This is a genomic window from Acidobacteriaceae bacterium (assembly GCA_035944135.1).
In the GTDB taxonomy this organism is placed as follows: Bacteria; Acidobacteriota; Terriglobia; order Terriglobales; family Acidobacteriaceae; genus Granulicella.
The window spans coordinates 1-24620 of record DASZBM010000009.1; the positions used below are offsets into that span (position 1 = coordinate 1).

Sequence of the window (24620 nt, forward strand, 5' to 3'; positions counted from 1 at the left end):
GAGCCGCTGGCCATCGCAGGTGTGGCCGGGTTCAAGTGCTTCCTGATCTATCCGGGAACGGACGGGTTCACGGAGATCGATCGGGCAAACCTGGAGCTCGCGGTGCCACACATTGCGCGCACTGGGCTCCCGCTGCTGGTGCATGCGGAACTTGCAGGGCCGGTGGATGCGGCGGTAGCGCGGCTGAACAGCGGGGATGAGGACTGGCGGAGATATGCGACGTATCTTGCGTCGCGGCCGGACGATGCTGAGCTGGAGGCGATTGCGATGATGCTGGATCTGTGCCGCGCGCACAGGTTCCGGCTGCATATTGTGCATCTGTCGACGGCGAAGGCGCTGCCAATGATTCGGGCCGCCCGGATGGAAGGGCTGCCGCTGACAGTGGAGACTTGCCCGCACTATCTGCACTGCGCGGCGGAGAAGATTCCAGATGGAGCAACACTGTTCAAGTGCGCGCCGCCCATTCGTTCGGCGGAGAATCGTGAACTGCTGTGGCGTGCGCTGCTCGATGGCGAGATTGATTTCATCGCGACCGACCATTCCCCGTGCCCACCCGCAATGAAGCGGCTGACTGCGAACGCGCCAGGAGAAGAGGCTGGACGATTCGACGAGGCCTGGGGCGGGATTCCGTCATTGTCGACGGCGTTGCCACTGTTGTGGACTGACTGTGTGAAGCGAGGCGTTCCGCTGACAAAACTGGTGCAGTGGATGTCGACGAAGCCGGCGACACTGGCGGGCCTGAGCGCACAGGTGGGTGCGATTGCGCCGGGAATGCAAGCGAATCTGGTGGTGTTCGACGCAGAGGCGACGTTCACATTGGCGCCGGAGCATTTGCATTACCGGCATGCGATCTCACCATACATGGGCGAGACGCTGCGTGGGGTTGTTTGGGGGACGTGGCTGCGCGGCGAACAGGTGTATGCGAATCGGGACGGCAAAGTAACGTTTGCCGATACTCCCCGCGGGCAAGAGTACGCGTTATCCTGTTCCCTCTCGTAATGACAACGTCTACTGCCAACACGATTCTTTCCGAGTGGAATGGCCTTGGCCTGGACGATGCAGCCGAAGTGATTCTGCCGTGCAATGGATCGCCGGTTTGGGCAACGCTGGTTGCCTATAATCGACCCTTCGACTCGCCCGCATCCCTTTTCGCCGTGTCCGATGAGATTTGGATGTCACTTCCGGAAGAAGACTGGCAGGAAGCGTTTGATTCGCATCCGCGGCTCGGCGAGCGGAAGGCAAAAGCGGCGACGGAGAAGAGCTTGAGTTGGAGCACGCAGGAGCAGAGCGCGGCGGATCCTGACGATGCTGTGCGACAGGCGCTGGCGGATGGTAATCGCGAGTATGAGGCGAAGTTTGGGCGGATCTTCCTGCTGTGTGCGACGGGCCGGAGTGCGGAGGAGATGCTGACGATTTTGCGACAGCGGTTGCAGAACGATGCGGAGACTGAGTTGCGTGAGGCGGCGGAGCAGCAGCGGTTGATCACGCGGCTTCGATTGCGGAAGTGGCTCGAGATGCCGGGGCTGACTTGCGCAGAGTTGGCGGAGAGCGCGGCTGATCGGTTCGAGACACCTGGGGAGGCGGCTTAGGATGGGGCTTTCAACGCATATTCTCGACACATCGCAAGGCCGGCCGGCGGCGGGCATTGACGTTGTGCTGCTGCAGGAGAGCGACGGCGGGTGGAACGAGATCGGCCGCGACTCAACGGATGCTGACGGGCGATGCCGTACGCTGCTCGGCGCGCGGGAGCTGGAGCGTGCCACTTACAAGCTGCGCTTCGAGGTAGCACCGTATTTTTCTGCACAGAGTATTACGATCAGCTGCCTGTACCCGTATGTGGAGATTGCGTTCACGATTACAGATGCGTCGCAACACTATCACATTCCACTGCTGATTTCGGCGAATGGATACACGACTTATAGAGGGAGCTGATGCCGGGAACGACCTGTAAGCTCGCAGCGAATCGGTATGGGAAGTCGCGCGTGCGGTTGATGCGCGTGACGCGGCATGAGTCGCATCATGACCTCGATGAGTGGACGGTGCAGGTGCTGCTCTCGGGCGACTTTGAGACGGCGCATACGCTGGGGGATAACTCGAAGATTCTGCCGACAGACACGATGAAAAACACCGTGTACTTCGTGGCGCGCGAGTCCAAAGCCGACAGCATGGAGGAGTACGCAAAGGAGTTGATTAACTTCTTGCTCGCGCGGAATCCGCAGGTGAGCGGCGTAGAAGTGTCAATTGAGTCGCATCTGTGGAAGCGGCTGACGGTCGATGGGCAGCCGCATCCGACGGCGTTTATGCATGGATCGGATGAGCGGCAGACTGCGAGGGTCTCGCGCAGACAGGGCGAGGCATTTGAGATCGTGAGCGGGCTGGACCGGTTAAACATTTTGAAGACGGCGCAGTCTGCGTTCTTCGGCTATATCAAGGACGAGCTGACGACGCTGCCGGAGACGAAGGACCGGCTGTTCGGCACGGTGGTGAAGGCGGAGTGGCCATACACGGCGCGCGCCGTCGCGGAAGGCATTGACTTCAACAAGGTGCGGCGGCATCTGCGCGAGACAATGCTGGCGACCTTCGCGAAGCATGATTCACTGTCGGTGCAGCAAACGCTGTTCGCGATGGGCGAGGCGGCGCTGGCGCACACGGACATCATCGATGAGGTTTACCTGCTTATGCCGAACAAGCACAATCTGCTGGTGGATATGGGGCGGTTTGGGAGGGACAATCCGAACCACATCTTCGTTCCGACGGATGAGCCGCATGGAACGATCGAAGCAACGGTGCGGCGCGCGTAAGATGAGCGATCCCGTGCTTCACAAACGCGCGCAGAACATCATTGAACGATGCCGGGAACTCGCGCGCATAAGCGACGTCCCTGGCGAGACGACGAGACTTTTTCTTTCGCCGGCGACACGCGATGCGCACACGCTGCTGCTTTGGTGGATGCGGAATGCGGGGCTCGAGGGGCGCGTAGACGATGCCGGGAATCTGCGGGGCGTTCGTCTGGCGACGGGAGATCCTGCGGCACGAGTGGTGCTGTTCTCGCACATTGATACCGTCCCTAATGCGGGGGCATTTGACGGGCCGCTGGGCGTGGTGCTCGCAATAGAAGCGCTGGAGATGCTTGCCGAGGAGCCGCTTCCCTTCAGCGTCGAAGTCATTGCGTTCAGCGAGGAAGAGGGCGTGCGGTTCGGGTTTCCGTTCTTTGGGTCGATGGCTGCGACGGGGCAGGTCGTCCCGGCGACGCTGGAGCGGCGAGATCAGAATGGCGTCTCTGTCGCAGAGGCGCTGTATGGGTTTGGATTGCGGCCACAAAATATAGTGCACAGCTGTGCACTGGCGGCAGAGACATTCGCGGCGCTGGAGGTGCACATCGAGCAGGGGCCGGTGCTGGAGGCTGAGGATCTTTCGCTTGGAGTAGTGGAGGCGATTGTCGGGCAGTCGCGCTTCGAGCTGACGTTTACAGGAGAGGCGAATCACGCGGGCACGACACCGATGCGGCTGCGTCATGATGCGCTCGCGGCAGCGGCGCAGTGGGTGACAGAGGTGGAACGTTATGCGGCGAATTATCAGCAGCTCGTCGCAACGGTGGGTCAGCTCGAGGTTTCGCCCGGCGCGGTGAATGTCGTGCCCGGCCATGTGCGCGCGAAGTTGGATGTGCGGCATCCCAAGGACGAGTCGCGGCATGCGGCGGTGGCGAATCTGCTGACCAAGGCAGAGCTCGCGGCGGCGCAGCGCGGAGTCCGGGTGAGCGCGAAGGCGCTCTCGAAACAGGCGGCTGTGGTGATGAATCGCGGGCTCACAGTGGCTTTGCAGCAGGCCGCGGAACGTGCCGGATATGAGACGCACCAGATGTTCTCGGGCGCGGGCCACGATGCGATGATTCTGGCGTCGCGCGTGCCCACCACGATGCTGTTTGTGCGCTCGCCGGGCGGCCTCAGCCACCATCCTGATGAGGCAGTGCGCGTGGATGACGTGGAGGCCGCCCTGGCAACGGTTCTCGAATTCCTGCGCGGCGTAAAGCCTTCGGACAGGTAGAATCAGGGTCTCTTATGCATCAACTTGGATTGACACGCAGCGCAAATCGACGCGACCACCTGCTTCTGACGCCGGACACGTTCATCCGCACGCCGCTGCCTGGCCTGACCGATGGCGTGGCGATTGTGCATGTCGCTCCGCAAGCTGGCGCGGCGTTCACGATGATGACCGTGGAACTCGAACCAGGCGGCACGCTTACCGAAGGACCGACGCAGCGATTCCTGTATGTGGTCGAGGGCGGATTGTCTCTGACGGAGCGCGGAAGCGTGGACCCACATGCGATGGGCGCTGGAGGTTATGCCTATCTGCCGGCGGAGCTCGAATACACGCTCAAGGCTGAAACGAGAGCGCGGGTCGCGGTGATCGATAAGCCATTCCTGCCGCTGCCGCATTTGCGTGGCGAGGAGCCAGAGGAGGCGTGGCCGTGGTTCCTGATCGGACGCGAGGAGGAGGTTGCTTCAGTTCCGCTCAACGGCGATGAAGGGCTGCAGGTGCGTTCGTTGCTGCCGGATTCATTGGCCTTTGATTTCGCCTGCAACACGATGACCTATGCGCCCGGCGCGGCTCTTTCGCAGGTGGAGATTCATTACATGGAGCACGGGCTGCTGATGCTGGAGGGCGGTGGAATCTATCGGCTCGGCGATGACTGGTATCCCACACAGGCTGGTGACTTCATCTGGATGGCGCCATTTTGTCCGCAGTGGTTCGGCGCGATCGGCAAGCAGCCTGCGAAGTATCTAATCTACAAAAACTTCAACAGGCACACGCTCGGATGAACGTCAGCATCAATAGCGATCGTCTTCTCGCCGAGTTGCATCAACTCGCGCGCATCACCGACTGTCCGCCAACTGAGGACGCATCGCTCCCGGAGCCGACGCAGGCGGTCACGCGAATCGTCTTCACGCCGCGGGATCTCGAAGCGCGCGCGTGGCTGAAGTCGCTCGCCAAGGATGCAGGCTTCAGCGTGCGCGAGGATGCTGTGGGCAACACGTTTATGCGGTGGGAGGGGAGCGATAAGGCAGCGGGCGTGGTCGGGACGGGATCCCACACGGACGCGATTCCGCATGCGGGCATGTACGACGGCACGGTGGGCGTACTGGGCGGATTGGAAGCGTTGCGGTCATTGAAGGAATCGGATTTTCGACCGAAGCGTTCGCTCGAGTTGCTGATGTTCACCAGTGAGGAGCCGACGCGGTTTGGCATTGGATGCCTGGGGTCGCGGCTGCTCGGCGGTGTGATCGACGCGCAGGCTGCGGATGTACTTCCTGATCGATTGCGTGAGACAGATCCAAACGCTCCCGAAGGGCTGCGGCTACGCGAAGTGCGAGCGGCGGCGGGTTTCACTGGTCCGCTTGCTAGTGTGAAGCTGCCGGCGCACTACTACGACGCCTGGGTGGAGCTGCACATTGAGCAGGGGCCGCTGCTCGAGCGCGGCAACATTCAGCTCGGGATTGTGACGAACATCGCCGCGCCGGCGAGCTATCGGTACACAGTCGAAGGCTTTGGTGGACATGCTGGAGCGCTGCTGATGCCGGACCGGCGGGATGCGCTTTGCGCGGCTGCCGAGATCATCCTCGCAGTGGAACGGCATGCGCTGAGCGCCAATGCGCGAGCGAAGTCCGATGGGGAAAGCGGCGTAGATACTGTCGCGACGGTCGGAATGGTGTCGGTGCATCCCGGAGCGGTTAACTCGGTGCCCTCGCGTGTGCAGATGACGCTCGATATCCGCGACACGAATGTCGGTCGCCGGGAGTCGGTGATGGATGCGCTGCACGCTGATATTCGGATGATCGAGCAACGCCGCGGAGTGCGTGTGACGGAGGAGTTGATCAACGCGGATCAGCCGGCGCAGTCCGACCCGCAGATCGTTGCGGCGCTCGAGGAGGCGTGCCGGGAAGAGGGTGCGAGTTTCAGGCGGATGGTGTCGCGCGCGTACCATGACACGAATTTCATCGCGCCGATTGCGCCTGTGGCGATGCTGTTTATTCCCTGCCGAAACGGCGTCTCTCATCGGCCTGACGAGTACGCCACGCCTGAGGCGATTGCGCTGGGCACGCGAGTGCTCGCCCGGACACTCGCAAAACTCTCTATCGCATAAATCGGCGACACGGCTACACTGTCAGCAGTACTGCGTCCTGCACGACGTGACGCCATGTCCATTCAAACCATCAATCCCGCGACCGGTGAGCTGCTGCGCAGCTTCGAGCCACTTACGCCTCAAGGCCTTGATGCAAAGCTGGCGCTTGCGTACGCGGCCAGCCGCAGCTATCCCTCTGAGCCGCTGGCGCAGCGGGCGTTCTGGATGCGACGGCTGGCCCATCTGCTGGACGCTGAGCAGACCGACCTGGCCACGATGATGGTGACGGAGATGGGTAAGACCATCACGGCCGCTCGTGCCGAGGTGGAAAAGTGTGCGCGCGCTTGCCGGCATTACGCCGAGAATAGCGAGGCCATGCTGGCGCCGGAGTTTATCGCGACCGAGCATGCGCGCAGCTATGTGCGCTGGGATCCGCTGGGCGTGGTGCTGGCAGTCATGCCGTGGAATTTTCCGCTCTGGCAGGTGTTCCGGTTTCTGGCGCCGGCGCTGATGGCGGGCAACGTCGGACTGCTGAAGCATGCCTCGAACGTGCCGCAGTGTGCGCTGGCAATCGAAGCGCTGGTGCGGCGCGCCGGCTTTCCGCGCGGTGTATTTCAGACGTTACTGATCGAAGCCAAGCAGGTGGAGAAGGTGCTTGCGGATGACCGCGTGGCTGCGGTGACGGTGACAGGCTCAGAGGCTGCGGGCCGGGCGGTGGGAGCGCAGGCGGGGTACTTCATCAAGAAGAGTGTGCTTGAGCTTGGCGGCAGTGATCCGTTCATCGTGATGCCGTCGGCGGATCTGACTGAGGCAATCAAGAGCGCGGTGCAGGCGCGGTGCATCAACAACGGCCAGAGTTGCATCGCTGCCAAGCGGTTCATTGTGCATGAGTCGGTGTATCGCACCTTCGAGGAGCGCTTCGTCGAACAGATGGCGGCGCAGGTCGTTGGCGACCCGATGGCGGAGGCGACGCAGATTGGACCGCTGGCGACGCAGCAGATCGCGGAGGACTTGCAGAGGCAGGTGGATGCCGCGATCAACGCCGGCGGGCGGCTGCTTACAGGCGGAAGGCGCCTAAGCCGAGACGGAAACTTCTTTTCGCCAACGGTAATTGTGGGGTTGCCACGCACCGCGCAAGTGGCGCGCGAGGAGACATTTGGGCCGCTCGCGTTTCTGTTCAAGGTGCCGTCGCTCGACGAGGCCATTTCTCTGGCGAACGATACGCCGTTCGGGCTGGGAGCAAGCTGCTGGACGAATGAAACTGCTGAGCAGCAGAGGCTCGCGCTGGAGTTGCAGAGCGGATCGGTGTTCTTCAATACGCCGGTCGCGAGCGACCCGCGGCTGCCGTTCGGCGGCATCAAGCATAGCGGCTATGGGCGTGAGCTCTCCGCGGCCGGGATGCGTGAGTTTATGAACGCGAAAACCGTGGTGGTCGCCGCGACTGCGCGACCAGCGGGTCCGAAGCAGGGCGAAGAGGCCAAGTTTGTTTTACCTGTGCGCGAGCAGCCGCTGATGACAGCGAAAGCTGAGGCGAAGAAGAACAAGGCGCGCGGCGGAATTGCGACGCTCGGATTGACGGAGCGCAACGACGAGTAGGCAGTCCGCAGCATGTACGATGGGCTCGTGCGCTCCCCGATCGTTCCCACTCTTGCTGCCGTTCTTCTTTTCACTGTTGCGTGCAACGGACAGACGCCAGCGTCTACTGCGCAGAGTTCCAATTACAAGCCGCTCGAGACGTTTGCACCGCTGACACTGCCGGACCCGGTCAACGTCTACCGCTCATCCGATGGTGCTCCGGGGCCGCAGTATTGGCAGAATCGCGCCGATTATGAGTTGCATGCTGCGATCGACACGCAGAGCAAGACGCTGACGTGCACCGAGCTGATTACGTATACGAACAACTCGCCCGACACGCTGACGTCACTGTGGTTGCATCTCGAGCAGAACATTTATCGGAAGGACTCACGCTCATCCGCGTTTGCGTCGGAGTTTCGGCGCCGGCGCGGGCCGGCAATCACCGGACCTACGAACACTGAGGGGTACGTGCTCGAGTCCGTTGAAATTCAGCCGCTCGGAAAGGCGCACCAGGCGGCGATCAAAGCTGCGGCGGTTATTGCAGACACGCGCATGCAGATTGAATTGCCGGAGGCGTTTGCGCTACGTCACGGCGAGCAGATCCGAGTGCGCATCCGATATCACTACACGATCCCGGGGCTGTTTGGCGGACGCACGTCCTGGGGCAAGGCGCAGCAGGGTGAGATCTACGACATCGCGCAGTGGTACCCGCGCATGTGCGTCTACGACGACCTGCACGGATGGGATACGCTGCCGTATCTCGCGAACGAGTTTTACCTCGAGTACGGGCACTTCGACTACTACGTCACGGTGCCGGCGAACATGATCGTGGCTGGTTCCGGAGCGCTGGTGAATGCGAACGAGGTGCTGACGAGCGCAGAACAGTCGCGTCTCGCACAAGCGCGGACGAGCGACAAGACGGTGATGATCCGCACGGCTGAGGACGTGGATCGCGCGGTCGCATCCACGACCACGCAGACGAAGACGTGGCACTACACCATGGATTCGACGCGCGATGTGGTGTTTTCGGCGTCGGCCGCGTTCCTGTGGGATGCAGCGGCGATCAATGTACCTGAGGGAGCCGGGCACGCGGCGCATAAAGCGTTGGCACAGAGCGTGTATCCGATCGAGTCGGCCGGTGACGGTGCGTGGGGGCGTTCAACCGAATACCTGAAGGACGCGGTCGAGCACTTTTCTGCCCGCTGGTATCCGTATCCGTACCCGAACGCCATCAATGTAGCGGGCTTCTCCTCCGGCATGGAGTACCCCGGCGTGCTGTTCGACGGCATCAACGACAAGGGCGCGCCGCTGTTCTGGGTGACGGCGCACGAGATCGGGCACACATGGTTTCCCATGGTGGTGGGCTTCAATGAGCGGCGCGATGCGTGGATGGATGAGGGCTTCAATACGTTCATCGACATCTTCGAAAGTGATGAATTTGAGCACGGAGTCTATGGGCCGAAGCGGGACGCGGAGTTCGCGCCTGATCCGAAGCTGCCGCCGGCGGATCAGATTGTAAAAGTGTTGAACGACCCCGACGCGCCGCCGATCATGACGCGGGCGGATGCAATTCGCGAGACCTATCGTCATCCTGTGACTTACTTCAAATCGGCGTTCGGGCTCGTGCTGCTGCGCGATGACATTCTTGGGCCGGAACGATTCGACTTCGCGTTTCGCAAGTTCATCCGCGACTGGGCGTTCAAGCATCCGAGCCCGTCGGATTTCTTCCGTGCAATGGATTCCGAAGGTGGCGAAGACCTGAGCTACTTCTGGCGGGGATGGTACTTCAACAACTGGAAGCTCGACCTGGCGGTAACCGCCGCGACGTATGTTGACGCGAACGACCCCGCGAAAGGTTTGCGCGTGACTGTTGAGAACCACGACAAGCTCGTGCTTCCCTCGACGCTGCGAGTGGAGCTTGCGAGCGGAGGGCAGGTGGACGTCGCCGTGCCGGCGGAGACATGGATGCAGAACACCAGCCACACGTTCGTGGTCTCGATCACCGGACCTGCAAACTCGGTAACCATCGATCCGGATCACGTTGTGCCGGACGTCGACCGCAGCAACAACACATTCACGCTCGGCCACTGACCCGCACAAAATCGAAGCGGCTGCGATAAGATTCGCAGCCGCTTCGATTGATGGACTCCAACGGTTAGAAGTTGAACGAGGCCTGCAGCAAAATACGCCGGATTGCAGACTGTGTCGTGTACGGACCGCCTTGCAACGCCGTCGATTGACCAAACTGCGGCGAGGTCAGGACGCCGTTGGGAGTGGAGAGATCATTGTTGCCGAAAAGGTTCTGCACCTGCATACCCAGCGCGACGTTGTAGCGCTTGCCAGTGCTCGAACCTCCGCCGCCGAAGAAGCCAGGACCGCCGCCCGGTCCACCGCGACCACCGCCACCACCACCACCACCGTGATGTCCTCCTCCGCCAGAGCCACCCGGACCGCCGCCTTGCCCACCGGCGGAAGCCGCCTGCGCGTTGCGCAACCCGCCGAATCCCCAGGTCTTCGTAAGGCGGAAGTTGAGCGTAAACAGTGACGGTCCCGTGCAGTAGTTGATGGGGACAATCGACGAGTTCGCGGGCAGCCCGGGCGTACCCGGCTGTGCGAATGTGCCGCAACCCGGAATTGATTCGATGGTTCTGCCATTCGGTGTTGCGCCATTTGCCAGATATGGCCGGTCGTTCAGAATCGAATCGTTATTGTTGTCGGTTCCGGTCGTAATGTTGAACGGAGTTCCACTCTGCCCGATCATGAACGGGCTGAACTGGATGTAGTGGGGCAGTGTGATGGAGCCTGCCACGAAGAACCGGTTACGCACGTCGAAGGTTGTGCGACCGTAGTCCGCCTTGATGTTGAACGGCGTCGTGACAAATCCGCCCGATGTGTCGCCGTGAGCCGAGTTCAACGAGTAATAGCCGAAGATCGACAGCCATTTCGTTGTTTGCGCTCTTCCGTTCAAAATCAATTGATTTTGATTGAAAATGCCCCCGGAAAAGAACTGGTATTGAGGACCCGTTGAAGCACTCAATGGCCCAGGCTTCGTCGGGTCGTAGTTGATGTTCTGTGTAGCAAACTCATGAACACCCTGGGAATGTACGTAGTTGATGGAGAGAGTTCCAAACCGCCCAACCTGCTGGTCCGCACCTACCGCGCTCTCCATCGTGTACGGTGTGCGTAGATTCGATGCAGCGCTGTAGGTCGTTTGTGTGCTTGCCGATGCATTTCCAATGCAAGCACTAATCAGCGCCTGGGTAATCGGCTGATTCAAATTTGGCGTACACGTGCCCCCTGGATTTTCTACGGTGTACACAGTCTCATTCGTACCGTTCTCCTGCTGCAGCGTCAGAATGCTGCCCTGCGCGAAACGGTCATAGAAGATACCAAACCCACCGCGCAACACTGTCTTGGGCGCGCCATGCCCGGTGAACAATCCATAGTTGATCGCTACGCGCGGGGCAAAGTCATGGTGGTCGCGCAGATGATTCTGGGTCTCGTACCGCGCACCATAACTGACGGTCATGTTCTGACGCGGCTTCCAATCCGTCTCCGCGTATAAACCGAGGTCGGTGTAGGTATCGTCGATCGTATGATTGTTCACCTGCGTATACGTGAACTCGCGCGGACTTCCGGTTTGGTAGCTGTTGTCTATCGTCGGGCAGGTCGTTGTCGAGGAAGGCACACAGGTAGTCAAAGTCGAATATACGAATTCGCCATTTGTGTTGCCTTCAGTGTTCTCCGCCTCCCTTGTGGCCCGCAACCGCGCGCCCATCCGAATGAAATTCTTCTTCAGCTGCAGGGACGTATAGTTCTGAAACTCGTAGTGGTCCTGATGATCCGACAGGTTCTGACCCGAGTACCCGCCGGCCGTGAAATCTCCCGAGACGGTCACGGTTGGAAGATTGTTCAGCGCATTCGTGGCTACATGCTCGCGCTCATACTCAAACCGCGTCTCGTTCACCAACTTCGAACTGAAGGTCTCGGTATCGCTGAGTTGCAGGATGTTACTCATGCTGCTCGAATTGAAGCCGGCCGTGGGAATCGTCCGGTTCGAGATGCCACCATTCGTTGAAGTGTTTCTCACAAATTGATAGCGCATCGTCATCACGTTCTTTTCACCCAGCGCCAGATCCAGGCGCGGATTCACGTCGACACGCAGCTGCGGATAGTACGTTTCCTGCTGGAAAGTGCTGAGGCTGCAGCCGGTGGCTCCCGGGTTGCAGAGCGCCTGAGATCCCGGCGATGTAGCCAGTATCTGAGCCGTCGTATATTCATCGTCCTGAATCTGCCGGAACGTTCCGCCCAGGTTGTACGAGGCAGTCTTGGTCAACGGGCCTGTCAGGTTCCCGAACATGAACATCGTGTGGTACGGCGGCTGAATGATCGGAGTCGAGCTGAACGAAGGCGGTGTTCCCGAATTGAACTGGGATGGGTTCCCGTTGATCTGGAAATTGCCGTGCAATTTATCTGTGCCCGGCTTCGTAAACACCTCAACGCGCCCATAGCCGAGCTTGTCGTACTCGGCCGAGAACGGGTTCTGGTTGATGCGGATCTCGCGGATGGACGACTTCGGCGGAAGCTGTCCGCCGGTGAAGCCGTCAACGTAGATCTGTCCGCCGTTCGGTCCCGCGGATGGGCCGGCAAGAGCGGTCAACTCGCTCTGCAACTCGTCAGGATCGTCCGAGAGCGCCTCGAGGTCCTTGCCCTGCAGGATCGTCGAGCTCGCGTTGGAATCCGGGTCGACGCTGAGCTGCACGGCGCTGGCCTCGACGTTAATGACCGTGTTCTCCTGCCCGATCTTCAGCTTTGCGTCGAGCGTAGTGCTCGCAACCGCCGGGACCCTCAGGTTGGTCATCAGGTACGAGGCGAATCCCGGCATCGACACCAGCATCGTGTAGCTGCCTGGCGTGATGGTGATGTTGTACGTGCCATCAGAGCCGGACTTGACCGTGCGGCCCGGTCCCTTCGCCGGCGTAAACGTCACCGTGGCTCCAGGAATCAGTTCTCCGTCCGGATCCGTGATCGTTCCATGAACCTTTGTTCCGCCGGTGGAAACCTGCGCGGAGGCATTTGCCGGGCCGGCAGGCGCAGCCTGCGGCGGTGGCGCGGCCGATTGACCGCGGCTCCCGGGCGATAACAGCAGCAAGCACACCAATCCTGCAATCAAACTTTTTCCAGCCGACATCATCACTCCTCAACGTTCAACAAATAACCTTCAGGTACTGCGAATAGGGAGGGCGCATTAGTTGATCAGAAGGCCGCTGCCGCCGCGCATTAATTTGGATGCTGGGCCCACTACTTGCCGGGCCCCCCGGCGTCACCCATGCTGGCCGCCGCGTCACCGCCCATACTCCAGGGTGTGAGTGTCATCCCCTGGCCGGTGGGTGCGGCGGTAAGGATCGGTTCAACTCCAGCCAGCAACGTCACCGCGGAGCTCTTGGACGACTGCTCCGATGGCGATGTAGCGACGATCATCACTGCCTCACCTGGCTTCAACCCTGCAATGGTTTCGGTGGGCAGACGCGACAACATCTGAGAGAGATCCATACCCGCACGGCGAGCACCTGCGGCTGTTCCCTGCTGCTCGCCACCTGCCGCCGCCGCGCCGGCGGGTCTCTGCCCTGCTCCGCCGCCCGGCACGCCTGCTCCGCCCGGTGCACCCGCCCCGCCGCGCATGTGTGCGGCAATCATCTGCGCAGCCGTCGGCGGAAGCCGCCGAACGTCGCTGTTCGGCGTGACAGAGACCGTGACGACCTTCTTGGTTGCCAGGTCCTTCAGCGTGACCGTACCTGCTGTTGGATCAACCGCGGTCAGCAGACCGGAGTAGTTCCTAAAGGTTCCCGTAACGATCCCGTCCGCCGCAATCGTGCTGCCGTCTGCCGACCGCGTTCCACGCACGCGAAGCTGGTCGCCAGGCCGGATGGATGCGATGTCGCTCCTGACGGCATCCTCGAACTTTACCGAGTCGCCAGAGTAACGGCGGACGATCGTTGCCGGAGTTGTGGTTATTGTCACGGTGTGAAGACCGCTGGAGATGACGATCGTGCCCGTCGCCGGATCAACCGACTTCACGATTCCGCCCCCGCCCCGCTGCCAGGCCTCTTCTTCCGCGGCGTGCGTCGCCGCAATGGCCGTGGACTTCATCAAAATGACGCGTGCAGCGGTGAGCGTAGTGCCGCTGTCACCGGCTGACCCGGTCACAAAAACCCGATCGCCCGTTTGCACATCGCTGATAGAGCCGGGGGTCGCCGAGCTCAGGTCCTTTGCCCCGGGCGGCACAATCAGCACCTTCGCCGCAGCCGGAACTGCCACGGTCACGTCCTGTCCGCCTGCGGTCGTCAGGACGAAGCTGTCACTGCTGGTGGACTTTACCGTTCCGCTCTGGCGCGGTGCAGCGCCTGCTTGAGCATAGAGGGTCGCTGCGCATCCGAGCGCGAGCACAGCCACGAACAACCACCGTACGAGGGAGCGGAGGAATCTGATCTGAAAGGGCTTCATTGAGTTGAAAGAGTCAAGGCTCGCTTATGCGTAATTTGAAACGTTCCAAGCACGGCATCCCGGCCAGCCGAGTGATCTTGGGAGATGGCCAGTGGAACCACTCCTTAAGGGATACGACTTCATGCCGGAAAAGTTTCGAGCAAGAATTCGATCTTGCCAAAACTAGTATCGCAAAACGACGTTGGGAACCCAAATCTATGGCAGGATTGACCCATCGGTCACTGGAAGCTCCACATGCGAAGGGAACTTCGGCGATGCATAAATCGTCAGAGTCTCGGGCTTGTAGGCAGACTCCGGCGCGTCCATGATGTTCGGAACCCACGTCTGCGGATTGCGGTCGTAGAGCGGGAACCAGCTCGACTGCACCTCGACCATCATGCGGTGACCCTTAAGAAACGTGTGGTCCGCCCCGTGAAGACTCCACTTGTACTCCGCGACCTCGCCGGGTTTCACCGGCTGCGGCTCTGTGAAGCCGTTGCGATAGCGCCCACGGAGAATCTCCTCCGCGACCATCAGCTCGTAACCATCCGGATAAACGTCGATGAGCTTGGCGACCCAGTCAGTGTCGGACCCCGTGGTGGCAGCGAACAGGTCGGCTTTCACATCACCGGTCACGGTCACATCGTTCGCCAGCACTGGCGTCTCAAAATTCGCCAGGTCCTTGCGGCCGGATACGAACTGCTGGTCCTCTACAAGCCACTGCCGCCACAGCGAACCCTGCCCGTAGGTGGATTGAATCGGCCGGTGGCGATACGGAATCGGGTTCGCCGGGTCGGCAATGTACGTCGCGCCAAACTCATCCTTGCCCTTCGGCGCCGCCACGCTCAGCTTTTCACCCGGCTCGAGATACACGTTCGTCGTATGAAACCCCTGCTTCGGCGGCCAGACGTCATAACGATGCCACCGGTTCTCTCCCGTGCGGAAGCTAGCTGTATCTTTCAGATCAAATCCGGGTTTGTCCTTCAGATAAAACTCGAAAAACGGCGCCTCAAAGGTCGCCCGGTAGTAGGCTCCGGTCTTCTCGCCGCCAAAGCTGATCCCGCCGTACTTGCTCATCAACTCTGTACCGGGGCCAAACGACCATCCGCCATGGTTCCACGGGCCGAGCACAAGATAGACGCGGTGCAGCGGGTCATTGGCGTCCTCGTGCGGGCGAAGCGCGGCGTACTCCGCCTGCGTCCCCCACATGTCCTCCTGGTCCCAGTAGCCGCCCACCTCGAGCGTCGGAACCTCCGGCCTGCCAAGATGCGGCTCGACGGCCATGTCCTGCCAGAACTTCACGTAGCTTGGCTCGGAGAGAAACACCTTTGCCGTCGGCAGATTGCTCATCCCGGCCGCTGCCGCCGCACCTGCAAAATTCACATGCTCGAGGAACAAGTTGTACTGGTCCTCCTTCGAGCTTTGCGGAACATCGGTCTTCTGCGCCTCAAGCTGCTGCACGTAATCGAAGCCGTACGTCTCGCGGAACGCTCCGTTGTGGAAGAAGTCATCACCCTTCCAGATGTTGGTCATCGGAGCCTGCGGACTGATGGCCTTCACCGCCGGATGTGCGTCGATGCCGGCCATCATCGCGAGGAATCCCGGATAGCTGACACCGAGCACACCGACCTTGCCCGAGTTGTTGGGCACATTCTTCAGCAGCCAATCAATGGTGTCGCGCGTGTCCGTCGTCTCGTCGACGTCAGTCTTCGAGTTATGCGCGACGATCGGGTGGTTCATCACGAACTGGCCGCCCGAGCTATAGCGCCCGCGGATGTCCTGGTAGACGAAGATGTAGCCGCTGGTCGCGAGCTCAGGCTTAGAGACTGCCGGCGTGTCAGGCGAATTGCCTGCCACACCATACGGCGTGCGGGTCATCAGGAACGGCAGCGGCGGTCCGCTCGTGTCACTTCCCTCAGGACGAAGAATGACCGTGTGCAACTCAACGCCGTCACGGACCGGAATCATAACCTCCGAGCGCACGTACTTCGGTCCGTGATAGTCCTTCAGCAGTTCCGCCCTGCGCTGCGCTCGTGCCTGCTGAGTCTGCGCGGTTGATGTGCTTGCCGCAGGCGGATTCGTCTGCGCCACAACGACCGTCGCACACAGCACGATCGAACAGCCGAAGAGTTTGAGCATCGAGAAGCCTCCAAGTAGCTAGTGGTTAGCAGTCAGTCGTTCGCAGTCAGTTTTCACTAACTACTAACCACTAACAACTAACCACTCTCTATTACTGTCCCGTCAGATTCCCAGGAGTCGCCATGCACTGCCAGTTATTCCGTGCGTGCGAGCCGTCGCAGAAAGGCCGCTTCTCACTCATCCCGCACCGGCAGAGGCTCACCGCCGGCTTTCCTGTCAGATCCCACTCTTTACCGTCTGCGTCCTGAAGAAGGATGTGTCCCTCCACCCGAAGTGGCCCGTTTGGCCGAACTGTAATGCGCACTGCGTCATCTGCCATTTGTTGCTCCTTATCTGGCAAGGATAGCAGTGGGCACATGCTTCAACCGCGGGCGCTGCAACTTACTTACAGACTTACCATCGCATCATCCACATAGCACCATCCCCAACGCTCGGCGGGCTCTACCGAGCGCATTATGGGATGCTTCGTCGCATGAAAATGCTTCGTCGCATGTTTGTTCTTCGAGGAATCGCAGCAGCCCACGTTCCCGCACACGAGGCATTCACGCAGATGCACCCACGTGTCGCCCATTTTGATGCATTCCTCGCAGCCCTTCGCGTAACTGGCTGAGGCACTCGGCACGTCCCGCAGGTTCAGGTGATCGAAGTGATGACACGCCATCGCTCGTTCTCCTCTATTTTGAAAATGAACTTAGCCCGTCGTCAGGCATCCCTTTTGCGCAATCAACAACTCGCGAATTCCCCGCTCGGCGACATCCAGCATCTCGTCCATCTGCGCGCGCGTATAGGTCCCTCGCTCAGCCGTCGCCTGCGTCTCCACGAGCCCACCGGACGCCGTCATTACTACATTCATGTCCACCTCGGCGCGCGCATCCTCTTCGTACGCGAGATCCAGCAGCACGCGCCCGTCCACAATTCCTACGCTCGTCGCCGCAACCATCTCCCGTAACGGCGACTGCTTCAGCGTCCCCGCCGCGAGCAGCTTGCCCAATGCAATCGCCAGCGCCGCGCACGCGCCCGTGATGGCCGCCGTCCGAGTGCCGCCGTCCGCCTGCAGGACATCGCAGTCCAGGATGACGGTCCGTTCGCCCAGCAGCTTCGTGTCCACCACGCTGCGCAGACTTCGCCCGATGAGTCGTTGAATTTCATGTGTGCGGCCGCCAATCTTGCCGCGCTCGCTCTCGCGCGGCGTGCGTGTCAGCGTCGCCCGGGGCAGCATCGCGTACTCCGCGGTCACCCATCCACGCCCCGAGTTCCGCATCCATCCGGGCACGCCCTCCTGCACCGTCGCATTGCACAGAACCCGCGTGTGGCCCACCTCAATCAGTACCGACCCCTCCGCCGTTGCGACAAAACCCGCAGTCAGCCGCAGTTCGCGAGCCTGTGTTGCTCCTCGTCCTCCACTCCGGAAGATCTCTTCCCCATTCGCCATCCGGTGATTGTAGCCGCTGCGCATGCAGCACGTGTCTGGCGGCAGTTCTACTCCCACGTTAGTGGATTGTTCGCAGCTCAACGTTGCGCTATCGTGCAACGTGACTGCGGGCCTGCCCCGGCCCGCGTCTGAAAGATCGGAGCAGTAATGTCGGCCCCTTCGCAGAGCAATGTTGTCGTACCGTCTGATTCGCCCGTCACCAGGAGCTGCGCCACCCATCCTCTCTCGCTGCTGGTCATCGAGGACGACCCTGTGCTCCGGGACTTCTGTCTCGAGATCGGAAAGCAGATGGGGTTTGCTGCATCCTTCGCGGATTCGATACCGTCTGCGCGCGCGGTTCTTCCCCAGCCTGTGGATGTTGTGCTGCTTGATGTCCGCCTTCCCGGCGGCGAGGGCCTTTCGCTGCTGGACGACATTCGCGCGAAGCACCCCTCCGCGATCGTCATCATCATGACCGCCTACCCCACAGTCGACTCTGCGGTTGAGGCGCTTCGAACCGGTGCCGGCGACTATCTCTCCAAGCCCTTCACTGTCGACGACCTCGCCTTAACGCTGGAGCGCGCGGCCGAGCGACGCATCTTCGACGTGGAGTCCCGAGAGTTACGCGAGCGTCTACGTACAGGAGAAGGTGAGGGCCGGCTCACCGGCCGCTCTCCCGGCATGGAAAAGCTCTATCGCATCCTCTCCAAGGTCGCATTCACCACGCATCCGGTCCTCATCGTGGGCGAGTCAGGCACAGGCAAGAGCGTCGTCGCGCAGGCGATTCACCTGAACGGTCCTCGCGCCGCAGAGCCTTTTACCACCCTTGAATGCACTGTCCTCACGCCCGCGGTTATGGACGCACAGCTCTTTGGCTCTGCAGGCGAGCCGCCATTGCTCGGCCGTGCCGGTACCATCTTTCTCGACGAGGTCTCCGAGTTGCCGCTGGATCTCCAGGCCCGCCTGGTGCGCGCGCTCGAAACCCGCCAGATTTCCACCCACGACGGCACCGACTCCGTACCGCTCGCCGGCCGTCTGCTGGCTTCCACAACGCGCGACCTCACACGCTTGGTCGCAACCGGGCGCTTCCGCAATGATCTCTTCTATCGCCTCAACGTCGTCAACCTGCGCCTGCCGGCCCTTCGCGAGCGCAAGGAAGACATTCCGCTGCTCGCCGCCAGCATTCTCGAGCGACTGCATATTGAGAGCGAGGACTACCACACCATCGCGCAGGACGCTCTGCGGCTTCTTGTCGACTACGATTGGCCGGGCAATGTTCGCGAGCTCCAGCATGCGCTCGAACGTGCCTTCGCGCTCTCCAGTGGTCCAGTTCTGCACCTTGGCGATCTGCCCACTCAGCTCCAGAACGCCCGCATCGAACGCGACCACCGCCAGCCACAAGCCATCGCAGCCCCGGAGAACTTGCTCACCATCGAGGTTCGCTCGATTGCCGATATGGAGAAGCAGGCCATCCTCACCACGCTGCGTCAGTTGAACGGTGACAAGCTGATGGCGGCGAAGCTGCTCGGCATCGGAAAGACCACGCTTTATCGCAAGCTCAAGGAATACGAGCTCACCGATTCCGACGTCTGACATCCATACCCGCGCCAGTGCTTCATCGAGTTCGGTACAATCGCTCTCTACACCAAAGCGTCGCATCCAGCGCATTTGAACAGGGAGAAACGATTCGATGAAGCTCACACCAGGAAAGCTCGCCGGCCTCAACGCAGTATCTGACTCGCGCGGCGTCATCGCCGCAGCGGCCATGGATCAGCGTGGGTCGCTGCAGAAATCGCTCGGCCAGGCACGCGGCGCCCAGGCAGACGCCCATGACCTCGAGGTCTTCAAGACGCTCGTCACGGACGTCCTCACCCAGCGCGCCTCCGCGATTCTTCTCGACCCCGAGTTCGGCCTGCCCGCCAGCAAGCATCGTCACGGCAAGGGCCTGCTACTCGCCTACGAGAAGACCGGCTATGACGCCGCCACTCCCGGGCGGCTCCCCGATCTGCTCGACCACTGGAGCGTTGGCCGCCTGAAGGAAGCCGGCGCCGACTGCATCAAAATCCTGCTCTACTACACTCCCTTCGATCCCCCCGCGATCAACGATGTCAAGCACGCGTTCATTGAGCGCATCGGCGCCGAGTGCCGCGCCTTTGACATCCCATTTTTCTGCGAGTTCGTCGGTTACGACGCCGATGGCGGCGATGAAAAGAGCGTTGAGTACGCCCGCAAGAAGCCGTCCATCGTTGCAGGCTCCATGAAGGAGTTCTCCAACCCGAAGTACGGCATCGACGTCCTCAAGGTTGAAGTGCCCATCGTGATGGAGTTCGTCGGCGGCTCAAAGGCCAACAAGGGCCAGAGCGCCTACACTCGTGCCGAGGCCATGCAGCACTTCCGCGACGCGGCCGCCGTCACCAACCTCCCGTTCATCTATCTCTCCGCCGGCGTCTCCAACCCCGTATTCATCGAGACTCTCGAGCTGTGCAACGAATCGGGCGTCGCTTACAACGGCGTGCTCTGCGGCCGCGCTACCTGGAAGGATGGCATCCCCATCTACGCCACCAAGGGCGAGCAGGCCTTCCGCGACTGGCTGAACACCACCGGCGTTGAGAACATCGACAACGTCAACCGCGCGCTCCAGGGTGCAACCCCGTGGAAGAGCAAGGTCGAGAACGCCTAACGCTCGATCCCACCATTTTTGTTATTGGCGGATGCAGCGGGTCATCGTAGACTCGCTGCATCCATCATGACCCGGGACTTGCGTCTTCTTCTCGTTCTTGCCGCGCTGTGCTTGTGCGCGCTGTCGCCAGCTGCAGCCCAGACGTACACACCGAAGGCCATTCACTTTGAGGGCTCGCCAGGGCTCGATTCCGCCGAACTGCTGAGCCTGAGTGGCTGGCATGAAGGCGTACCGATCACCAAGGCCGAGATTGAAGCCGGGATGCAGAAGCTGGCCGATACCGGCGCCTTCACCGGGCTCAGCTACGTTGTGAACGACGCAGCTCTCACCATAAAGCTCACCTCGGCTGCCGGCGGTCAGGCCCTTCCCGTGCGCTTCGTCAACCTCGTCTGGTGGCAGCCAGACGAACTCCTGCAGCTTCTCGAAGCGCGCGTGCCGCTCTTCCACGGCAATCTTCCGCTGACCGGCAGTCTCACCGACCAGGTTCAGGCCGCGCTCGTCGACCTTCTCAGCGAGAAAGGAATCCCCGACGCGAAGGTCACCTCCGGGCTCTCCACCAGCCGCGTTGGCGGTCCAATCGATTCAGTCGCCCTTTCCATCACATCGCCGCAAGTGCTCGTCGGCGACACCCGGTTCAACGGCGCGATTCCGGCTCTCCAGCCAAAATTGACGTCCTTCAGCCGCAAGCTCGCCGGGCAAGATTTCGACCGCCTGACCACATCCGAAACCGTCCGCCAAACCTCCGCCGAGATCTTCGAAGACGCCGGATATCTCGACATCTCCAACGACCCTCCCGTCTTCGCTCCTCCACGTAAGGAGCTCGACCACTATGTAATCGACGAGGAGGTCACCTTTCATCCCGGTGAGATCTATCGCATCGGGAGCATCAATCTCCAGGCCGCGCCCCCTATGAGCACCGCCGATCTGACCAAGGCACTCAACGTAAAGGTTGGCGGCGTCGCTTCCGCCGTGGATCTCCGGCTCGCTGAAAGCTATCTGGCTCAGCCTTACAGGGAGCGCGCCTATCTAACGGCCGAGGCGCATGCCGACTTGCATAAAGATCCCTCGACCCACACCGTCGCCTGCACGTTCACCATCGTCCCCGGCGGGCAGTTCCGCCTCGCTTCGGTGGACACGAGCGCGCTTCCGCCCGCCGCGCAATCCGAGTTGGCGAGAGCATGGCATCCTGCTCCCGGCACCCTCATGGATCAATCGCTTCGAATGGGACTTTTCAACGCTCTCCACGGGCTCCCGTCGTCCCTCCATGTCACCGAGCAGGATGCGCTGGACACCACCAACCACACCGGCAAGATAACCATCCACGCCCGGGAAACACCGCACTCATAACCGCAAATTCGCGGCGCTGACTGCGATCCGCAATACAATTTATTTGTCGTCCCGCCGGGTCACAGTACACTCCCTGGCAGGTAACCATGCGTCGGGCTGCGTGTTGTCTCTCCATCGCCGTCCTGCTTCTCTCCGGAACCTCCGCGCTGCCGGTACGTGCCCAAACCTACAACCCCAAATCCATTCAGTTCGAGTCCACCGACCCGAAGCAGCATCTCGACGTCGGCGAACTGCTCCGCATCACCGGCCTGCAGGAGGGTGTGCCCCTCACTAAGCCCGACATCGAAGCTGCGCTTCAGAAGCTCGGTGACAGTGGCGACTTCAGCAATCTCACCTACACCGTCAACAAGACCGCGCTGACCATCCGACTGACGCCCGTCCCTGGTGGCGAGCCGCTTCCCATTCGCTTCACCAACTTCGTATGGTGGCAGCCGGAGGACCTCCTCGCCATACTCCAACGACGCGTTCCGCTGTTCCACGGGACGCTTCCCCTGCAGGGCAACCAGACCGGGGAGATCGAAGACGCACTCGTCGCGCTGCTCAATGAAAAGGGCGTTCCGGACGCACGCATCACCGCGACACCCTCCTCCAGCACCCTCAACGGACCTATGGACGCCGTCGCGCTTTCCATTACCTCACCGGAGATACTCGTCGGCCAGATACATTTTGATGGCGCCGTTGCCGCCGTCGCGGACGACCTCACGACGTTTAGCCGCCAGCTTACGGACCGCAACTTCGACCTTCGCGAGGTAAACACAAGCATCCACGACAACGTTCATGAGTTCTTCGCGGACGCAGGCTATCTCGACAGCACCATCGACCCGCCGACACTGGCCGCGCCACGGAAAGATCTCGGAGGATACGTCGTCGATCTTAAGGTGACGTTGCATCCGGGCAATCTGTATCGCGTCGGAAGCATCGCCATCCATGCCGAGCCTCCGGCAACAGAGCCCGAGCTCCGCGATGTCATTCCCTTCAAGACTGGCGACCCCGCTTCCTCATCGAGCATTCGCACGGCCCTCACCGAGCTTGCCCGCGTCTATGGTGATTACGGCTACCTCCGCGCGCAGGCGTCCGCCAACCTCGAGAAAAACGTCTCGAATGCGACCGTCGCGTACAGCTTCACCTTCTCACCAGGCGCCCAGTTCCACCTCGCCTCAATCGACATGTCCGATCTGCCCACGGACCTCCAGCAGGAGCTTGCCGCGTTCTGGCATGCGACCCCCGGTGCACTCGTGGACAAGAAATTCCAAAGTAATCTTCGCGAAGCGCTCGAAAAGCTGCACACTCGCTACGGTGTCTTCGTCGGCGCGAGATCTGATCCGGTAGCCCACACCGTCGTGATCTTCCTCAAACTCCGCAAACTTCCAGGAGTATCCACTGAACCGGCGGATCCTGGCACTCCAATTCCGTCTTCCGTGCCTTCACCCGAGCTGCCATCGCCCCCCATCCCGATTCCACAACCACCACGGCACCCCAGGCCATAGCCTCTACTTCAAACTTCCGGTCCCTCCAGCGCTGGCGATCCAGCGAGTATGATTGTGCCGTCAACTCCAACGACTCAATACCCATAGGCCCATGCGCACAAGCAATCTGCGTCTCGTTTCCTTCGTCACGTTCCTCGCCTTCACCCTCTCAACCGCCGCGCTCGCGCAATACTCAATCCAGAAGATTGAAATCCACGGCGTCGCTCCGTACACCGAAACCGAAGTCCTCGAGGTCTCTGGCCTGCAGCCCCGCCAGATGATGTCCCACGACAGCCTCGGCAACGCCGCACAACATCTGCTCGACACCGGCGTCTTCGCCGACGCGAGCATCGAGCTCACCGGCACCGGCATGGCACGCACTGTGGTCATCACGCTCAAGCCGCTCCCGGTTAGTTCCCTCACCGCCGCCACTTTCGCAAACTTCCCGTGGTGGACGACCTCTGAGCTCGACGCGGCTATCCGGCAGCGCGTCCCGTTCTATCGCGGCGGCATCCCGCCGGCCGGCAATCTTCCTGATAGCGTCAACGCCGCGCTCACCGCCATGCTCGCCGAAAAAGGCATCCACGCTACCGTTTCGAACGCCTCCATCCCGGCCACAAATCTTCACCCGCAGCTCGCCTGGGAGTTCCACCTGGACGACCCCGCCGTGCGCCTGGTTTCCCTTTCGCTGCGCGGCACGCCTGCCCCCTTCGCTCCCGCAATGCAGCGGATCGCGCAGCACCTCAGCGGTTCACGCTTCAACGATCGCACCGTAGCCGACCAGATTCTTGCTCCGCTGCACGACGCCGGCTACATTGACGCGGAACTCACCAACGTCAGCGCCACCCTTGAACCCGCCTCCTCTGGTTACGCCGTACGTTACTCAGCAACCATCGTGCCCGGCGATATCTTTCGTGTGAACTCCATCACGTGGCAGCCCACTTCCATCTATGCCCAGGACGCGTTCACCCACGATGCGAAGCTGCACTCCGGAGATCTCGCCTCGCAAAAGTCTCTGCTCGAAACCGAGCAGGCAATCCTCAACGCCTATCTTCACCTCGGCTATCTCGACGCATTTGTCGACGCGCACCCACAGAAGGACGCATCCGCCCACACCGTCAGCTACTCGCTCGCGATCACGCCCGGCGAGATCTACCACGTCAAGTCCATCACGCCGCTGAACCTCTCCGCGGCCGCCCAAAAGGACTTCGACTTCGGCTGGCTCCTAAAGCCCGGAGCCGCCTATGATCCGCTCTACACAGCAACCTTTCTGACCAACAACACCGCCCTGCGCAGCCTCGCCGGATACACCGCCAGCTTTCAGGCTGCAGCCGACTCACAGACGCACCTAGTTGACCTGACCATCAACTTCATCCGAACAGGCGGCGGCGAGTAGCC

20 protein-coding genes are annotated in these 24620 nt (G+C 61.2%); 14 read left to right on the top strand and 6 right to left on the bottom strand.

Translation table 11 applies throughout. The features are described 5' to 3' along the window. From VGU25_13800 to VGU25_13840, 9 genes are all read left to right on the top strand, one after another. The coding region (locus tag VGU25_13800) for an amidohydrolase family protein (GenBank protein HEV2578276.1) at positions 1-999 on the top strand (999 nt) is incomplete at its 5' end. Then, a complete protein-coding gene (gene uraD, locus VGU25_13805) occupies positions 999-1589 on the top strand; it encodes a 2-oxo-4-hydroxy-4-carboxy-5-ureidoimidazoline decarboxylase (protein ID HEV2578277.1) in 591 nt (196 codons plus the stop codon). The genes VGU25_13800 and uraD, both read left to right, overlap by 1 nt. 1 nt (position 1590) lies before the next feature. Further along, a complete protein-coding gene (uraH, locus tag VGU25_13810; GenBank protein HEV2578278.1) occupies positions 1591-1932 on the top strand; it encodes a hydroxyisourate hydrolase in 342 nt (113 codons plus the stop codon). Beyond that, positions 1932-2801: a urate oxidase gene (gene pucL / locus VGU25_13815; GenBank protein HEV2578279.1), complete on the top strand. Its 870-nt coding sequence runs from the start codon at positions 1932-1934 to the stop codon at positions 2799-2801. Before uraH ends, pucL begins: the two co-directional genes overlap by 1 nt. Position 2802: 1 nt before the next feature. Beyond that, positions 2803-4044 carry an allantoate amidohydrolase gene (locus tag VGU25_13820; GenBank protein ID HEV2578280.1) on the top strand — a complete coding sequence of 414 codons (1242 nt, stop codon included), beginning with the start codon at positions 2803-2805 and terminating at the stop codon, positions 4042-4044. A 14-nt stretch (positions 4045-4058) separates the two neighbouring features. Then, complete coding sequence (gene allE, locus VGU25_13825; protein HEV2578281.1) at positions 4059-4820, top strand: (S)-ureidoglycine aminohydrolase; 762 nt, start codon at positions 4059-4061, stop codon at positions 4818-4820. After that, positions 4817-6142, top strand: a complete 1326-nt coding sequence (locus tag VGU25_13830; GenBank protein ID HEV2578282.1) for a M20 family metallo-hydrolase — start codon at positions 4817-4819, stop codon at positions 6140-6142. Before allE ends, VGU25_13830 begins: the two co-directional genes overlap by 4 nt. Positions 6143-6196: 54 nt before the next feature. After that, the gene (locus VGU25_13835) at positions 6197-7717 is read left to right on the top strand and encodes an NAD-dependent succinate-semialdehyde dehydrogenase (protein HEV2578283.1); all 1521 of its coding nucleotides are present in this window, start codon (positions 6197-6199) and stop codon (positions 7715-7717) included. 12 nt (positions 7718-7729) lie between these two features. After that, complete coding sequence (locus tag VGU25_13840) at positions 7730-9787, top strand: M1 family metallopeptidase (GenBank protein ID HEV2578284.1); 2058 nt, start codon at positions 7730-7732, stop codon at positions 9785-9787. A 64-nt stretch (positions 9788-9851) separates the two neighbouring features. On the opposite strand, the gene VGU25_13845 is transcribed toward VGU25_13840, so the two are convergent. The 6 genes from VGU25_13845 to rph form a co-directional block, all read right to left on the bottom strand. Beyond that, positions 9852-12854 carry a carboxypeptidase-like regulatory domain-containing protein gene (locus tag VGU25_13845; protein ID HEV2578285.1) on the bottom strand — a complete coding sequence of 1001 codons (3003 nt, stop codon included), beginning with the start codon at positions 12852-12854 and terminating at the stop codon, positions 9852-9854. A gap of 143 nt (positions 12855-12997) precedes the next feature. Then, positions 12998-14149 (bottom strand): hypothetical protein, encoded by a 1152-nt coding sequence (locus VGU25_13850; GenBank protein ID HEV2578286.1) that lies wholly within the window; start codon positions 14147-14149, stop codon positions 12998-13000. Positions 14150-14395: 246 nt separating this feature from the next. After that, a complete protein-coding gene (locus VGU25_13855; GenBank protein HEV2578287.1) occupies positions 14396-16318 on the bottom strand; it encodes a CocE/NonD family hydrolase in 1923 nt (640 codons plus the stop codon). A 91-nt stretch (positions 16319-16409) separates the two neighbouring features. Next, positions 16410-16637, bottom strand: coding sequence for a CDGSH iron-sulfur domain-containing protein (locus VGU25_13860; GenBank protein HEV2578288.1), 228 nt, complete (start codon positions 16635-16637; stop codon positions 16410-16412). Between the two features lie 66 nt (positions 16638-16703). After that, the gene (locus tag VGU25_13865) at positions 16704-16979 is read right to left on the bottom strand and encodes a UBP-type zinc finger domain-containing protein (protein ID HEV2578289.1); all 276 of its coding nucleotides are present in this window, start codon (positions 16977-16979) and stop codon (positions 16704-16706) included. Positions 16980-17009: 30 nt separating this feature from the next. Next, entirely contained in the window at positions 17010-17774 is a 765-nt protein-coding gene (rph, locus tag VGU25_13870; GenBank protein HEV2578290.1) for a ribonuclease PH, read from the bottom strand. Between the two features lie 123 nt (positions 17775-17897). On the opposite strand from rph, the gene VGU25_13875 reads away from it, so the two are divergent. The 5 genes from VGU25_13875 (at position 17898) to VGU25_13895 (ending at position 24618) form a co-directional block, all read left to right on the top strand. Beyond that, positions 17898-19322 (top strand): sigma-54 dependent transcriptional regulator, encoded by a 1425-nt coding sequence (locus tag VGU25_13875; GenBank protein ID HEV2578291.1) that lies wholly within the window; start codon positions 17898-17900, stop codon positions 19320-19322. A 97-nt stretch (positions 19323-19419) separates the two neighbouring features. Further along, positions 19420-20409 carry a tagatose 1,6-diphosphate aldolase gene (locus tag VGU25_13880; GenBank protein HEV2578292.1) on the top strand — a complete coding sequence of 330 codons (990 nt, stop codon included), beginning with the start codon at positions 19420-19422 and terminating at the stop codon, positions 20407-20409. Positions 20410-20475: 66 nt separating this feature from the next. After that, positions 20476-21756: a POTRA domain-containing protein gene (locus VGU25_13885; GenBank protein ID HEV2578293.1), complete on the top strand. Its 1281-nt coding sequence runs from the start codon at positions 20476-20478 to the stop codon at positions 21754-21756. Positions 21757-21842: 86 nt separating this feature from the next. Next, positions 21843-23243, top strand: coding sequence for a POTRA domain-containing protein (locus VGU25_13890; GenBank protein ID HEV2578294.1), 1401 nt, complete (start codon positions 21843-21845; stop codon positions 23241-23243). Positions 23244-23334: 91 nt separating this feature from the next. Beyond that, positions 23335-24618, top strand: a complete 1284-nt coding sequence (locus VGU25_13895) for a POTRA domain-containing protein (GenBank protein HEV2578295.1) — start codon at positions 23335-23337, stop codon at positions 24616-24618. Positions 24619-24620 lie beyond the last annotated feature (2 nt).